Consider the following 15,509-nt stretch of genomic DNA (forward strand, 5'->3'; position numbering starts at 1 on the left):
GAGCTTCCCTATGCGACGTCTACAACTTGAGCATGGGAGGCCAAGATGGGCTGAGGCATGTTGACGAACCGGCCGAGTCCGGAAGACACTTGCTGCGCCAACACCAAGGTCAATCTCGACCGAACCAGGACGGCGGGCCCCAGTGGCCCGCCGTTTCTCTTCTAGTTCATGGGAGATCCTCCATGTCTCGGTTCGCAGGCGTCAGGGATGACAACTCCTTGGCGCTGTCGTTGAACCTTCGGACCAGCTGAATCAGCCCGATTCGTTGCTCTGGGCGCAGGTTGTGAAGCGCTTCCAGGCACAGGGAGTACAGCTCGACCTCGTCGCGGAATGCACCTTCTCGCATTGCGTGCCTCACGAGTCGATCATGACGGGCCGTCCATTCGAGCTCGCGCTTCTCTGAAGCTGACAGGCTCAACAGCTCAGCAACCCGTTCCAGAGCTGCGGCATCTAATGGTCCTCGCGTGCCACGTTCGACAGCGCACAGTTGCCCGGCATCGAGCCGCAGGCCGAGCGCAAAGGTCTTTTGCAGAAGTCCCTGGCGGATCCGAAAGGTCCGCAGCACGCCAGGGAAACGAAGTGTGGAGTGGGTCAATGGGGCAATCTCTTGACAGCGATAGGTCAATCGCGTGGCGAGTGCGATGCTATGAAGCGCACCACCGTCTGTCGATTCAAGCCCGCGTGTCCGCCCTGTTCCTTTCGCATGATGACTGCTTCAACCTGGATGTCCCCCTTGGCCATTGGTCAAACGCCGATCGCGACTGCAACAAATCTGACCGCTGATCAGTTTCGCAAGGTGTTTGCCATGGCCTTTCGCCGCGAATTGGTTCGCGCTTTTTTTGCCGAAATCTGGGCGCAGGGGGGCGAGCAAACCATCTCGTCAGTTGTGCGCAAGGTTGTGCCGGACCGAAGCTACCCAAAGGCCTTGCGCGTTTGGTACGCCCGGACTCGAGGTGAGCACATTCCGGGCCCTGCAGCCGTGGAACAGGTGCGGAGGGTCTTCCCAGACCTTCGTATGGATCTTCACCATCCCATGCTGGTTTGGTTGGAAAGACGGGATCTAGATGAGCGCACTATCCGGCGACTCAAATCAAAGATGCCGGACCTCTGGCGACAAGCGAGCATTGCCCTAGCGGCTGTACCAACAAGTGACTTGCTTCCATCTCGTAGGTTTGTAGACGAACTCCACCTCGACAAACTCGGCTACTTGGATGCTCTGATGTTGTTTGCCGTCGATCGGATGTCATCCCGAGTGACGCCACCACGCAGAACGGCGCTCAATCGAATTCTTTGGCTGTTGCCCGTGCTGTATCCAGACGATCCTCTTTGGATGCACAGTGCTGTGGGCAGGGATCGGATGCGATTGACTTATATGATGACCTTGATTGACTACTCACTCGGGTTGGACGGGGAAGAAAGTCCCGCGCAGGAGCTTCAGACCGGCGACCGCTATTCGCGTATGTTCCAGCAGCATTGGGGTCTCCAGCAGCGACGAGCACGATTTCCACAAGCGTGTCGCACCATGCGAACTCGGCGCCATTTCTATGCGCAGCTTTGGCGCTACTGAGCCGAACTGGGACGCGGCTGGCGGGCTACCTTACCGGGCTCGAGCGGTTTGAGGAATGCATCGGATTGGCTACGGACAGGGAGATTCGGGTCTTCGTTCGATGCCCTCAGGAGTCAAGATGCCCGTCACCCTATCCCGTCACGCCCTGTATGACCTGGTCTGGTCCGAGCCGCGCACTGAACTGGCCAAGGCGTTTGGCGTTTCGAATGTCGCGATCAACAAGCATTGCCTGCGCGCGAACATCCCTGCGCCGCCGCCGGGCTACTGGGCAAAGCGGCAGGTCGGCCGCAAGGTGCAGCAAGTACCGCTGCCCTTGCGATTGCCCGGCCAAAACTGCTGGGTGGTGATCGGGCAAGAGAACATCAGCCATTGGCGCCGGCCGACCCAATCGGACGAGCCTCTTGTCCCGCCAACGTTCTTGGAAGACTTGGACGCGCAGGTGGCGGCCGCGGCTGCTCGCATTGGCAAGGTTGTCCGCACCAGGGATCTGGAAGCTCCAGACCCCGCCTTGTCAAAGCTCCTCGCCGCTGAAGAGAAGCGGCGGGGGCCGGATAGGGTCTGGAGCTACGAGAAGCCTCACTTTGATGAGCCAGTGTTTCAACGCCAACTGCGGCTGTTCAACAGCCTGGCGCGTGCGCTTCGCCCTTTTTACGGAGTCCAGGCTGTCGTGTCAGAGGATGAATGGATCCGGGGGCTCGGCACGGTGCACCGACTCGCTCTTTGCTTGAACTTTGGCGGCGCTGGCATGCGGCTGATGTTCCGAGAACCGACCGACAGCAAGCGCCTTCGCGACTGGTCAGCGGTCAAGACCACCACGCTTGAAGTCGGTCATAAGGGTTCCCATGGTGGCACGATGCAGTGGACTGACTCCGACGCGGGGAAGTTGGAGGACAAGCTCACCGAAATCACGCAATACCTCTTGCGGCGCGCAGAAGAGTCTTTCCGTGCGGCCGCATACGCACGCCATGAGTTGCTGGTTCAACAGCGTGAGGCCGACCGTTTGGCGGAATTGGCCCGTCTACGCGCAGAGGAAGAGCAGAGGCAAGCGGCGGCAGCCATGAAACTGGCCAGGATCCGTGATGAGATCGTCGGGCTAGCAAAGCGTCAGACGCAGGCGAATGAGATTCGCGCCATGGCCACGGCCTTGAGCCGGCACCCAGAAGTGGCAGGGCCGCGAGCTGAAGACTTTCGCCAATGGGCGGACCGTGCCATGCAGGTGGCCGACAGCCTAGATCCACTCAATGCAAGTCTTTCGGAGATTCTGGGTTCGTTCGAGCCTGGGGTGCCCGGACGCGGAGCTTGATGTACCAATTGCACTCAAAAGGCGGGCCCGCTTTAACCACCATCTTCGAACCTGCAGTGGGTTCTGTGCATATTGGCAAGACCAGTCGGATCATTGTGCGAATCATTGCCAAGGCATTTAGTAAAGCCAAAAGGCGGAATTTGGGTCGGCTGGTAAGGGCCGGAGGGACTGCCAGAACGGTTGGCCCTACTGAACAGCTTCGGCAGATAGCTCAAAGATCCAGTTCAACGCCGCGTACCCTTAGCCATTCCTTCCTTCGCTGGTAGTCCGGCAGGACTTTGTCGACCTCGTTCCAGAACGCGCTGGAGTGGTCTCGGTGGAGCATGTGGCAGAGCTCATGGGCGACGATGTAGTCGATGATCGTTAGGGGAGCCATCAGGCACTTCCAGTGAAAGTGCAGATCGCCGTCCTTCAGGCATGAGGCCCAGCGGTATCCCAGATCCTTGACCTCCACACGCCCAGCCGCGACGCCGACCTTCGGGGCGAAGTAGGCAACCCGGCGCGCCAGACGCGGCTGCCCTTTGTCCGCATAGAAGGTTGCGAAGGCCTTGCTGGCACCATCTGTTCCGAGTTCAGTGACGACACTCTTCAGCAGGCAGAAGCGGCCGTCCTTCAGTTTCAGTGGCTCGTCTTGCTCCGGCACCAACTCAAGCCGGTAGCTGCTTCCCAAGTACATGAAGGACTCGCCGCTGACCCATTCACGGTTGATGCGGCCACCGTTCAGCTCGCGCCATTCCGCCAGGCTGCGGTAGATCCACATGCGCTTGGACAGCACGGTCTGGTCGATCTGCTCAGGCGTCATTCGCGCAGGAGGACGTACGGTCACCACGCCATCGCGTTCGATAACGATGTCGGTCGTCATCCGGGCAGTGCCTGGCAGCAGGTGGTACTCGATGTCGTGAACCTGGCGAACTTGCATTCAGGTCTCCTTGCTGGCGGCCGCCCGGGGCGCCTTGGTCAGCTCGCCGTGCCGGTTCTTGGCCAGCTTCATGATTTCGACGGCCACCCGCTCGCGGTTCTGCTTCATTTCCTCGATGGATGTTTTGGCGATCTCGGTCTTGATCAGTGCTCGCACACGCTTTTGCTTGTCTGGGTTTTGCCAAAAGTCGATGCTGCCAATCGTGTCCTGCAGCAGTTCCACCACGGCCTCCATGAAGGCCTTGAACGTCGGGCGGTCGGCATCAGGCAATTTACCGCCAACGAAGCTGACCTGCACGACGTGATCGAAGAATGCCGAGACCTCCTTGCTCATACCGTGTTGGCCTTGCTGGCGGCCGACCACGGCCTCATGCCTGAGCTCTGCAAGCTTCTCGACCAAAAGGTCCCACTCGTCCTTGTGGCGCTCGATCAACGCGTCCACCTTCTGGGAGAGGCTCTTGTAGAAAGCTGGATCCTCGTCGTGATGAACGGTGCAGTGCTTGCGAATGGCATGTTCCATCTCGCTTGCCTTGGCCTCCGCACTGCCGCCAGCGTGAGCACTCAGCTGCTCCATGAAGTCCGCAGACAGCAGTTCCACCGGCGGCACCTTGGGGTTGATGCCCAGACTGACCAAGTGCTCGTTGATGAGCGCCTTCACCTTCTCGCCGGCATCACCCAGGTTCAGGCTTTCGTCTTTGTAGCGTTCCTTGGCCACTTGCAGGATATAGCCGAAGCGCCGCGCTGGCACGCGGTAGGGCTGCGCATGAGCACCGGGCAGGATGATGTCCAAACTGGACAAAAACTTCTTTAGGTACACCTCGAAGTCGGCGCGCTGTCGTTCGTCCTTCAGAGCAGTCACCGCCTGGTGGACCACCGCGGCACCAGTCTCCTGGGTCGATGTCCGGCCGGTTGCAAAAGCCTCGATGTCTTTCACGCCCATGGCTGTGAAATGCTGCAGAAGCCGCTGGTAGCGCTCTTCGAGCACGGGCAACTCGGACGTGATGTTCTTCAGGCCGTCCTTCAGCTCCTGCTGTTCTTCAGTGGCGGCATAGACCGTGAGTGCCTCGGTCAGGTGATTGGCCAGGCCGATGTAGTCCACCACGTAACCGCGCTTCTTGCCCTTCTTCACCCGGTTCGTCCGCGCAATCGCTTGGAGCAGGGTGTGCTCGCGCAACTTCTTGTCGATGTACATCACCTGCTCGATGGGCGCGTCAAAGCCCGTGAGCAGCATGTCGCACACGATCAGGAAGGCAATGCCGGAGTAAGCCTTGTCGGGATCCCCTAGGTCGAAGCTGCGGCAGAAGTTGTCCACCGCGTTCATGCGCTGGGCTTGCTTGCGCGCATGCGTCACATAGGCCGGTTCGTTCGTCCCGTCGCTGGAGATCACCACGGCAGTCTTGAGAAAGCGTAGCCGCTTGATCAACTCCGCATCGGGCGTGGTGCGCGCTTCCTCCTTGGCGACACGCTCGGCCAGCGCGGCCTCAATGCCTGCCTGATAGCGCACGCAGGCCAGCTTGCTGTGGCACACCACCTGAGCCTTGAAGCCGTTGGGCAGGATGTTGTCCACGTAGTGCGCGACCAAGTCGCGCGCGATGGCGTTGATGCGCTGTTCCGCTTCCAGGATGTCGCCGGTGGCGCCGTACTTTTTCTTGATCGCCAGCAGTTCCTCGTCAGACCGGTCTCGGAACAGATCCTCGAACGCCGTGTCGAACGCGTGCTTCTCGATCAGCGCGCTGTCGGCCGTCTTGCCTTCGTAGAGGATTTGCAGCGTCGCACCATCGTTCACCGCATCCATTAGGCGGTAGGTGTCGATGTACTCGCCGAAACGTTTGTGGGTCTTCTTCTCGCCGTGGCGCTCGGTGATCAAGGGCGTTCCTGTGAACGCAATGCGTGCTGCGTTGGGGAATGCCTCGAAGAGGTTGTCGCCCAGGTCTGAACTCTGGGTCCGGTGTGCCTCGTCGATCATCAGGATGATGCGATCGGAGGTGTTGACGACCCCAAAGGTCTTGCCGGCCGGGATGGCGCGATAGGTGCCCAGTGCTTCCGCTACTGCATTGCTGAGCGTTTCCTTCCGATCCTGGAACTTGTGCACCATCACCATGCTGACATCGGAGCTGTCGGTGGCGAGGTGGCTGCGCAGCCCTGCACGGCTCTCAATGACGTTGACGCGGCCGCCGATCAGGGTGGCCGTGTCACCCAATTGCTCTTCCAGGTCCTGCCGGTCATTGACCAGGACGATCTTGTAGTCGCTGAGATCACGGCTGGCACGCATCATTCGCGCCAGGAACACCATGGTCAACGACTTGCCGGACCCCTGGGTGTGCCAGACCACACCGCTGCGCTCGGCAGCCGTCTGGCCCTCGCGCAGGCGAGTCATGATGCGGCCGGCCGCGCGGTACTGCTGGTAGCGGCAGACCACCTTGACGCGCGGGCCACCATCAGTGTCCATGAAAACCGAGCTGGTGCGCAGGATCTGCAGCAGATTGGGGCGAGTCAACATGCCGCCAATCAATTGCTGCTGGGCGCTCAGGCCTATCAGCGCTCCGTCATCCTGAGGAAACAGGGTCTTCCAGGCGTAGAAGTGCTCTTCACCCGAAGTGATGGTGCCGTAGTCAGCCTCCAGACCGCAGCTGCGCACCACGAACAGATTGGTGTGGAACAGGCGCGGCTCGCCCTCCTTGAGTCCATCGAGCTCAGTCTGCGCGCGGCGCCGCATATAGCGCTGCAGCTGGACGAAGGCCTCCTGCATCGGGTTGGCGCAGACCTCAGATCCCTTCTTGCACTCCACCACCACCAGGGGGATGCCGTTCACGAACAGCACGATGTCCGGAATGATGAAGGCCTTCACGCATCCCGGCGTGTCCACTCTGAACTGGTTGATGGCGTGAAAGCGGTTGTTCTCAGGGCGGTGGAAGTCGATGAGCCGCACCACCGGGTCTGATTCGCCGGTCAGTTCGTTCCTGCCCACCTGCGCCTTGAACAAGAGCGCCTGCACGGCTTCGTTGGCTTCCAGCAGCGACCGGTTGGAGTGTCGCGTCAGCTGCTGACGCAACTCGTCCAGTTGAGCGTCCGTCAACCAGGTCTGTCCATCGTTGGTGCGGTTGAGGCTTCGCACCGCCTCGTCAAACACCCCAGGCAGCAGCCACTCGCGGAAGTGGTTCCGCAAGCTCGGGCTTGCCTGTTGCGGCACGCCGTTGCCTTGGTCGATCACCGTCCAGCCTTGCTGGGCCAAGTGATCGAGGAACGGCCGCTCAACCTCGGTGTATTCGCTCACCGCGCCAGACCTTCACTGCACGACCGCGGGAGCCTGGGTCAATCGTGCCAACGCGATGCCCAGCGCCTTGTCGTCGAACAGCCTGTCCTTGCGCGCAGCCGCACCTTCACCGCCGCGCCAGTGCCGCAAGCCTTCACGCAATGCGGGCACCGTGGGTTCCACGCCGTCACGCGCAAGCAGCCAGTCCACCGTGGCCAGCAACTCCATCCCGAAGGGCGACTCAAACCCGTCGATCAGGCTCGTCGTAGCTTCGAGGGCGGGCAGGTAGTCCTTGGCCTCGCTCTTCAGGAAGGCCTGAACCAACGTCTTGCGCTTGTCGTCGAACCAGATCACATCGAACGGATCGGCGTCACTGATGCGCTTTTCGCTGTGCAGATAGCTGCCGTCCAGGTTGTTCAGCAGGTGGTCCAGTCGGTTGGCATACGGCCCGTATTTGTGAGCCACGAACTTCAGCTCCAGCGGGTTGTGCTCGGGGCTCAAGCGTTCGATGGAGCGTTCCAGAAACCATGCAAGCTTCTGGATCTCCAGCAGGCTGCACTCCATGCCCAGCACCCAATAGCGGCGCACCAGTTCGGCGATCAACGCTCGGGCAGGCGTCAGCTTCTCCACGCCGGCGCGCTTGGCCACGTTTTGGTACTGGCGCGTGGGCTGGTACACCAAGATCTCGATGTCCAGGTCGCCCAGCGCCGCCTCAATCTGCGGCCGCACCTGGGCCCAGTCAAGGCCACCGTTGCCAGCACCCAGCGGCGGAATGGCAATGGACTTCACCTGCTGTTGAAGCAGGAAGCTACGGAGGTCTTGCAGGCCTTCCACCACCCACTCCATGCGGGAGGGGCTGCGCCAATGCTGCTTGGTGGGGAAGTTGACGATCCAGCGCGGCCCGCCCAGCTCATGGACTGGCGTGACGAACATCTTGCCCACCTGCACCTGCTTGGCCTTGCAAGCGGCGGCGTACTGGCGATAGTTGTCGTCAAAGCGCTCCTTGAACATCAGCGCGATGCCCTTGCCCATCACCCCCACGGTGTTGACGGTGTTGACCAGCGCCTCGGCGCCAGACTCCAGCAGATTGCCTTCAGTGAACTTGATCATGGTGTGGTCCTCGGCATCAGAAGTACCAGCCGGGTCGGGCGTGCACCGCAAGCTTCAGCCCACGCGTCGCCACTTGTTGTTCGATGTTCTGCTTCAACGCAGGGGTATAGCACACGACGCCCAGCAGGGCGCTGACGGGCATGTGCTGATGGACGAGCGCCTCGGCCTGGTAGCGCTCGAACTTGGCCGGGTCGTCCGGATCGCGCTTGAAGTCGCGTGCCTGCAAGATGGGCCAGTCGATTGTGTCCAGGTGCTGCAGGTCGTCGTAGTAGTTGGCCCACTGGTAGTAGGCATGGCTGTCGGTAAACAGCCAGCGCAAGCTGGCATCAGCCGCCACGCGGTGCAGGCTGGATACCAGGATCGCGATCTCATCGTTGCTGCGCTGCGGAATGCCGCCGCGGCCTGACTTGATGTTCAACAGCATCGGTGAGAACGGCGTGAAGTAGAACGGGACGTAGTCGTTCAGCCGACCGCCAGGTGGCGGCTGCACCGGGTGGGTGGCTCGTTTGCTGATCAACTCCGGGTTGCCGATGCTCACCCAGTTGGGCGCGCGCACCGCGCCGTTGCCACAGTGCAGGCCGTTGTCCAACACCCACGGCAGGTTGTCGCGGTGGATGATGCGGAAGATCAACGCCTTCTCGGGGTTTAGCTCGGCGTAGTGGTTAGGCATCCGCCAACTCCTGGGTGAGATGCTCGACCGAGACGCGGCCCGTCAGCAGGTCTTGCATCAGACCGAGCTTCTGCTTTTGAAGCTTCTCCGCTATACGCCGTTCAGCCTGCAATGCGCGCTCATTGAGCAACACGCGGCTGATGATCCGGTCCTGCTCGTTCGGGTCAGGCCATGCGAAGCGCAATCGGCTGAGCACGGCACTGTTGGCAACGTCCCGCCCACCGCTGTTGACCTGCGCCCGAATCTGAGCCTTGATCCGCGAATCTCCAGCCAGCTGCATCTGGAGGTAGTCCGGTCGAACCAAGTTGGGGTCTAAAGTGATGCGCATCAGGTTAGACGACATGATCCAGCCTGCGTGTTCTTCGCGGATGACCACCGAGCGTCCCACATCGGCAACCCGGGAAAACACAACGTCTCCCGCGCTCAGCTGGAAGTCTCGGAGTCTGGCCGCGTCCTTGCCATCAACAAACAGCAGTTCGTCGTTCAGGAATTCACCTTCGCCTAGCGCGCCGATGGTGATGACGGGATGCCCATGCGAGCGCCAGTGCTCGCCCTTGAGTGCCGAGCCAAACGGTCCAGTACGAATCCAGCTGATACCGGCACGGCTCTTTGCCTGCAAGCCGGTGAGCTGCCATTCCGACGGAATCCAGCCAACCGCCGTTTCCTGATACAGCTCCGGTACCTCGTTGCGTGGTGGTCGGAGTTGGCCGTTGGGCAGCACGCCGCGGGTGAACAGGTCGTGCATCAGCCCGGCCTTGATCTGCTGGTGCTTGGCGATCAGGGCTTCGGTTCTTTCGATGGCTGTGTCCACACTGGTGAGGATCGACGCGACCCAATCCTGAACCTCGGGTGAGAACACTGGAACCGGGACACTGCGCACGTCGGTCGCCGAGACGGCGGCGAATGTTGAACCCTGGCTCCTGCGATGCAGATAGCTGGAGTTCAGCTCAACAGCGTGCTTCAGGAAAATCGTGTTGGCCAATCCCGACTTGGCCTTGAACGCCCCAAGTCCTCGGCCAATGCAGTAGTCCCGGTCTGCGTAGTTCATGGTGCCGACGGGTGCGCGAACACTGATCAGGACCGAACCACTCTTAGCCACTCGCAGTGGAGGAGCGCAGTAGATATTGGTGTCGGGGTGTGTTGCGCCAAACTCTGCGCTGCCCTGCAGGAACGGCAAGCCTCGTGCCTGTGTGTTGCAGGCTGCCGCATCTGGGGATTGCCCCATGGTCACATCAGCGAATGCTGACAGCGGAGCGAAATCGAGGTCAGGCATAGCCTAGCTCCGCCAAGAACCGCTGCAGCTCCGCTTCTGCCGCATCGCGCTCGACCTCAATCTGCTGCGCCGTCGCCGCGTACTTATCCCAAAGGTTTTCGAGGGCGGCCACGCTGGCCCGTTGGTCGGCGCGCAGGTAGTGCTGGTAGCTGTGCACGAGAACATGGCCTAGCCGCGCGACGATGACCTGCCGCGCTTCATCCGCACCGATCTTCAGCCGCGCCTGTGCCACCAATTCGTCCTTCTTCGCCTGCGTGGACTTGATGGTCGCCTTCAGCGTCTTGGCCTCGTCTTCTAGCGTCTTGTGGGCTGCCAGCTTGGCTTCCAGCCGCGCCGCCGTCGCCTTGGCGGTTTGGCCCACGATGATGGTGGCTTCGATGACGGCGGCGGTATTCGACACGTGACCCACAGCTTGCGCCAGACCCCGCACCCGCTGCCCGTTGGCGAACTGTGCATCCTTGACCGTGAAGCCCTCGGTGCAGTGGTGGGCCTTGTCGGTGCCTTTGGGCAGCAGGCCAGCCGCCTTGATCTCGGTGAACAGATCGACGACAGCACCCTTGAGGGTTTTGAGCTGGGTCTTCCATTCGGCGGTGGCCTCCTTCAGCTCGTCTTTGAGCGTCTTCACCTCATCGGCCGGCAGCACGCCCGTCTCGTCGGTGTCGTCAAAGCCTTCTTCGCTGGCTGCGGCGAACAACGCCTGCAGTTCGGCCAGACGGGCATGCTGTTGCTCCAGCTCAGCCAGCACCTGCGGGAACTGGCTTTGCAGGATGTCGTCGTCGGGGATCAGCTCCGGGCCCCAGCCGCTGGCGAAGATCGACTTCAGGTCCGAGGCCAGCAGCTTGTAGAAGTTGGCGAACGCGCCACGCACCTGGAAGCGGTTCAACAGATGCTGCTCGGCGAAGGTGCGCTCGATGCTCTCCAGCAGCTTGGCGCGCAGCTCGTACACGTTGTGCTGCCGGGCATGCTGGTTGTCCGCATCGGGAGCAAGCGCTTCCACCAGTGGCAGATGCTGCTGCCACCAGGCGTCCAGATCGCCTATGAACTCGGCGTGGCGTTGCTGCACGCCGGGGTGCTGCTTCACCAGTTCAGCGATGGCGCGTTTGTCTTGGGCGATGGCGGCGGTGAAGTCGGCGTACAGAACTCCGTGCTCGGGCGCTACCCGGGGCGTGAAGCAGGTGTCGCGCAGGCCGCTGTAGTTGTCCCAGTAGTGGGCCAAGGCGTCAATCTCAGGCATGGGAACGCCACCGTGCAGATGCGCACGCACGTCATGCGGCTCCGGCGGAGGGGCGTTGTCGACATAGCGGCGGATGTTGCAGTTGTAGTCCTCGGCCCGAATCTGCTCGACGGGCACCAGCTCCGCGTAGCGCTCGATGCGCTGGCCCGTGCGATAGGCGTTGACGATCTTGTCCACGTCTTCCGGGCGCAGGTGGTTCTGGGCCTTGCCTTCGCGGTACTCGCGGTCGGCATTGATGAAGAGCACGTGCTTCCGATCCTGGGCGCCTGCCTTGTTCAGCACCAGGATGCAGGCGGGGATGCCTGTGCCATAGAACAGGTTGGCAGGCAGGCCGATCACCGCCTCCAGGTAGCCCTTGTCGATGATGTACTGGCGCGCTTCGCGCTCCTCTCCGCCGCGGAATAGCACGCCGTGCGGCATCACCGTGGCCATGCGGCCGTCGCTCTTCAGCACGGCCAGCATGTGCTGCACGAACATCAGGTCGGCCTTCTTGCCCTTCTCCGGCATCCACACGTGGAAGCGTCCGGGGAAGGCAATGGGCTCCTTCTTCTTGGCACCGCTGCCATCGTCCTTGGACTTGGTCTTGGCGTAGTTCTGACTGAAGGGCGGGTTGGCCAGCACGCGGTCGAAGCGCATCAGCTCGCCGGTGGCCGGGTCCAGGTGCTTGGGGTCGGCCAGCGTGTCGGCATTGCGGATGTCGGCGTGCGAGATGCCATGCAGCAGCATGTTCATCTTGCAGATGGACCACACGGTGCCCATCTTTTCTTGGCCGAACAGCGACAGGTTTTGCGAGTCTCCGCCGCACTCGCGCACGTAGTCACGCGCCTGGATCAGCATGCCGCCTGAGCCGACCGTTGGGTCGTACACCCGCATGTCGTCGGTCGGGTCGCAGATCTCCACGCACACCCGAACCACTTCGGCCGGTGTGTAGAACTCGCCGGCCTTCTTACCGGCCGAGTCGGCGAAGTGCTTGATCAACCATTCATACGCCGCGCCCAGCAGGTCGGGGAACTCGAAGTCGTTGTCGTGCAGCGGGATCTTCTCGAAGTTCTGGATGAAGTCGACCAGCGTGTCGTCATCCAGCGTGTTCTGCCCGATCTTGCGGTTGAAGTTGATGGTCTCCTTCAGCACGTCTTCCAGTGCGTCGGAGTTGGCTTCTTCCAAGGCGGCGAGCGCCTTGTTCAGCGCGGAGCCGACGTTCTCCTTCACATGCTTCAGCGCCGGGCGCATCTGAGCCTCCCCGTTCACCCATTCCGTCCATGGTTCGCTCCAGCGCGCGCGAGGCGGCACATAGAAGTACTTGCCAGAGTATTGGTCGGCGTCTTCCTGCAGCGCGGCAATGTCTTCGGGCGACATGCCTGCAGCCTCGCCCTCGCGGCGGATCTCCTCGCGGCGCTGATCGAACAGGTCACTGGCCCGCTTCAGGAACAGCATGCCGAAGATGTATTCCTTGTACTCGCTCGCATCCATGTTCCCACGCAGGTCGTCGCAGGCGGTCAGCAACAGGCTTTCTAGGCGGGAGAGGGTGAGCTTGGCTTGAGGCATGAGGGCGGTGTTCTTCTGGGCGTGTGTTGGTGGGCGTGACTGCATTCAGGCGTGTAGGTCAGACCCGATCGGCAACGTGTTCAAGCAAGTCGGAAACGGGGCAGCCGAAGTATGTGCAGAGCTTGTCGACGATGTCCGTGCCCGTGCTGTAGCCCCGGTGATTCAGGATCTTGGACAACGTCATGCGGTTCACCCCGGAGGCTACCGCCACCTCCTGGATGGTGATGCGCCGGGATTCCCGAAACTGCTTCTTCTCGATTTGCTCGGCGAGCTTGAAACGGATCACGCGATGCTCCAAAAGAGCGTTTGATGAGAAAAATAATCATATGCGCGCAAAACGTACCCGGCAATTATGTCCGCTGCGAGCTTTGATTAACATTTGCTGCAATTGATAAAGTTTGTTATCAGTGGATCCAGCTGGGCCGCTACGCATTGCCCGGAGCGCTCACTAGACAATGAAATGGGCGCTCAATCCGAAGCTTTGATAGGTGTCGTGCATCCCAACTCCAGATGGAGCGGGGCAATTCGACGCGTGGCGTAGGCGGCAGCAACTGCTCGCATGCGAAGTTGCAACGCAGGAATGCCAACGCGAGCTCGCGCAGGACTCGAATGAAGCGCTGCTGGCTGTCGGCAATCTATGGCTCCGCGTTGCGCGGCGGCACATCAGTCTCCGACATGCCCAGCACAGGAGCCGTTGCGGGGGCACTCAACGAACAGGACGCTAGCGAGGTGCTCGCCAAGGGTGACTGGACGGACGGCTCGGATGTCCGCAGCCGATCATGGGCTGCGGACATCCAAGTGAGGCATCGAGAGTTGCGGTCAGCTCGCCACGAAGTCGAGGTGGTTGGTGGGCACAGGAATTGGGCTTGGTATGAAGCGCCAGTATCTGTTCTTGCGAGCGCTATCGCTGCTTCGCGACCATGGACTCAGTAGCGCGACCGCAATCTGGCCCATCTGAATCCCGACTTTGCCAAAGCGCCCATGCAACCTCCGGACGGCCGTTGACATCGTGCATTGTCCGGGCAGCCTAAGTGATTGATGCGGAATAGGTTTCGGCCTATTTGCACATCAAACGTCAATACAAGCGGCATAAAAAACACCTACCAGCTAGTTGTCAACATCAGGCCCGCAGCCCCATGGCTGTGGGCCTTTTTCATGGCCGTTCCCTTTTGTGACCGCGCTGCGGATATCGATATGCCCGAAGCTGCGTTGACGCTGCGCGCGGCCAAGCCCTACGATGTGCTGCGCATTTGGCGCGCTAGCAGGCAAATCAGCAGGGTGGACGGGGTGGCGACGCAGCATCAGCATCGAGAACCAAAAGAGAAGATCGAAGCAGGCGACGTGGCCGGCTTGCCTCCGTCCCTGAGGCCCGACTGGCCCGACTGGACCCGCGCCGCCGAGGCCGTGGTCGAAGCCGGCCGCAAGGCCTCACAGCGGGGCTGGACCCCCGCCACCGCCGGCAATTTTTCGCTGCGGGCAGCACAGGACCTGATTGCCATCACCCGCTCCGGCGTCGACAAAGGCGCGCTCGGCCTGGACGACATCCTGCGTCAGCCCCTGGCCGCGCCACTGCTGCCCGGCTCTTCGGCCGAGGCCGAACTGCACACCCGCTTGTATGCCGAGCAGCCCGCCACCGGCGCCGTGTTTCATGTGCACAACCGCGCGGCGGTGGTGCTGGGGCGCGTGGCCGAGCCCCGGGGTGAGGTGGTCTTCGAGGGCTGGGAGCTGCAAAAAGCCCTGGCCGGCGTGTCCACGCATGAGGCCCGGGTGATCCTGCCGGTGCTGCCCAACAGCCAGGACATTCCGCGCCTGGCCGAGCAGGTGGCGCGCCGCCGGGCTGAGCCGCCTGCCGACGCCGTCTGGGCGCCCGGCTATGTGATCGCAGGCCATGGGCTCTACGCCTGGGGCGCGGATGCGGCGCAGGCCTGGCGTCATCTGGAAGCCCTGGATGAGTTGCTGGCCTGTGTGCTGGCCTTGCACCACGCCTGAACTGCGCCTGGACCGCGCCCGATCTTCCCCGCCCTGCTCACCCCAAGCGCCACCTCTCGACCTCGGAGCCTGCACACCCATGACCCGCCTCACCCGCTACTCGGTGGCCCAGCCCCAGCAAGCCCAGCTGCAGACGCGCGACCTGGCCCTGATCACCCGCCTCTTGCATGAAGCCGGCATCGCCTTCGCCCAGTGGCCGCTGCGGCCCTTGCCCGACGAGGCCGACAGCGAGGCCGTGCTGAGCGCCTACCAGGCGGAGATAGCCAGCTTGCAGGCCGCCAAAGGCTATCGCTCGGCCGATGTGGTTCGCTTGCGGCCCGACCATCCCGATCGCGCCGCGCTGCGCCAGAAATTCATCGAGGAGCACACCCACAGCGACGACGAGGTGCGCTTCTTTGCCCAGGGCTCGGGCGCCTTCTATCTGCGCCTGGGCGATGAGGTGCTGCAGCTGCTCTGCGAGGCCGGCGACCTGATCTCGGTGCCGGCGGGCACCCGGCATTGGTTTGATATGGGGCCGCAACCGTCGTTCACGGCCATCCGCCTGTTCGTGTCGCCCGAGGGTTGGGTCGGGCATTTCACCGGCGACCCGATCTCGGCCGCCGTGCCGCGCCTGGACGCCGATGGCGCCCACAGCGTCGAATGAGCGC

The 15,509-nt window shown here is 61.9% G+C and carries 12 protein-coding genes; 4 read left to right on the plus strand and 8 right to left on the minus strand.

Annotated elements, in window-relative coordinates; genetic code table 11:
- Positions 1 to 166: 166 nt before the first annotated feature.
- Positions 167 to 595 (minus strand): helix-turn-helix domain-containing protein, encoded by a 429-nt coding sequence (locus tag OOB33_RS04625; RefSeq protein ID WP_271007844.1) that lies wholly within the window; start codon positions 593 to 595, stop codon positions 167 to 169.
- A 51-nt stretch (positions 596 to 646) separates the two neighbouring features.
- On the opposite strand from OOB33_RS04625, the gene OOB33_RS04630 reads away from it, so the two are divergent.
- Together OOB33_RS04630 and OOB33_RS04635 are read left to right on the plus strand one after the other, a co-directional pair.
- The gene (locus tag OOB33_RS04630; RefSeq protein WP_271007845.1) at positions 647 to 1,567 is read left to right on the plus strand and encodes a hypothetical protein; all 921 of its coding nucleotides are present in this window, start codon (positions 647 to 649) and stop codon (positions 1,565 to 1,567) included.
- Between the two features lie 118 nt (positions 1,568 to 1,685).
- Entirely contained in the window at positions 1,686 to 2,870 is a 1,185-nt protein-coding gene (locus OOB33_RS04635; RefSeq protein WP_271007846.1) for a hypothetical protein, read from the plus strand.
- Between the two features lie 211 nt (positions 2,871 to 3,081).
- Here OOB33_RS04635 and OOB33_RS04640 read toward each other — a convergent pair whose 3' ends face one another.
- The 7 genes from OOB33_RS04640 to OOB33_RS04670 are packed head-to-tail and all read right to left on the minus strand — an operon-like array spanning position 3,082 to position 13,159.
- Positions 3,082 to 3,789, minus strand: coding sequence for a M48 family metallopeptidase (locus tag OOB33_RS04640; protein WP_271007847.1), 708 nt, complete (start codon positions 3,787 to 3,789; stop codon positions 3,082 to 3,084).
- A complete protein-coding gene (locus OOB33_RS04645; RefSeq protein ID WP_271007848.1) occupies positions 3,790 to 7,062 on the minus strand; it encodes a type I restriction endonuclease subunit R in 3,273 nt (1,090 codons plus the stop codon).
- Between the two features lie 12 nt (positions 7,063 to 7,074).
- Positions 7,075 to 8,151 (minus strand): type II toxin-antitoxin system antitoxin DNA ADP-ribosyl glycohydrolase DarG, encoded by a 1,077-nt coding sequence (gene darG / locus OOB33_RS04650; RefSeq protein ID WP_271007849.1) that lies wholly within the window; start codon positions 8,149 to 8,151, stop codon positions 7,075 to 7,077.
- 16 nt (positions 8,152 to 8,167) lie between these two features.
- On the minus strand, positions 8,168 to 8,821 hold the full coding sequence (gene darT, locus OOB33_RS04655) for a type II toxin-antitoxin system toxin DNA ADP-ribosyl transferase DarT (RefSeq protein ID WP_271007850.1): 654 nt from the start codon (positions 8,819 to 8,821) through the stop codon (positions 8,168 to 8,170).
- Positions 8,814 to 10,094 carry a restriction endonuclease subunit S gene (locus OOB33_RS04660; protein ID WP_271007851.1) on the minus strand — a complete coding sequence of 427 codons (1,281 nt, stop codon included), beginning with the start codon at positions 10,092 to 10,094 and terminating at the stop codon, positions 8,814 to 8,816. Before OOB33_RS04660 ends, darT begins: the two co-directional genes overlap by 8 nt.
- A complete protein-coding gene (locus OOB33_RS04665) occupies positions 10,087 to 12,873 on the minus strand; it encodes an N-6 DNA methylase (RefSeq protein ID WP_271007852.1) in 2,787 nt (928 codons plus the stop codon). The genes OOB33_RS04660 and OOB33_RS04665 overlap by 8 nt, the downstream gene beginning before the upstream one ends.
- A gap of 58 nt (positions 12,874 to 12,931) precedes the next feature.
- Positions 12,932 to 13,159: a helix-turn-helix domain-containing protein gene (locus OOB33_RS04670; RefSeq protein ID WP_271007853.1), complete on the minus strand. Its 228-nt coding sequence runs from the start codon at positions 13,157 to 13,159 to the stop codon at positions 12,932 to 12,934.
- A gap of 1,055 nt (positions 13,160 to 14,214) precedes the next feature.
- Between OOB33_RS04670 and mtnB the strand changes: the two genes are divergently transcribed.
- Together mtnB and OOB33_RS04680 are read left to right on the plus strand one after the other, a co-directional pair.
- Positions 14,215 to 14,862, plus strand: a complete 648-nt coding sequence (gene mtnB / locus OOB33_RS04675; protein ID WP_271007854.1) for a methylthioribulose 1-phosphate dehydratase — start codon at positions 14,215 to 14,217, stop codon at positions 14,860 to 14,862.
- 79 nt (positions 14,863 to 14,941) lie between these two features.
- Positions 14,942 to 15,505 (plus strand): 1,2-dihydroxy-3-keto-5-methylthiopentene dioxygenase, encoded by a 564-nt coding sequence (locus OOB33_RS04680; protein ID WP_271007855.1) that lies wholly within the window; start codon positions 14,942 to 14,944, stop codon positions 15,503 to 15,505.
- The last annotated feature ends 4 nt before the right edge of the window (positions 15,506 to 15,509 follow it).

The sequence above is a fragment of the Paucibacter sp. B51 genome, from assembly GCF_027863535.1.
GTDB classification, from domain to species: Bacteria; Pseudomonadota; Gammaproteobacteria; order Burkholderiales; family Burkholderiaceae_C; genus Paucibacter_A; species Paucibacter_A aquatilis.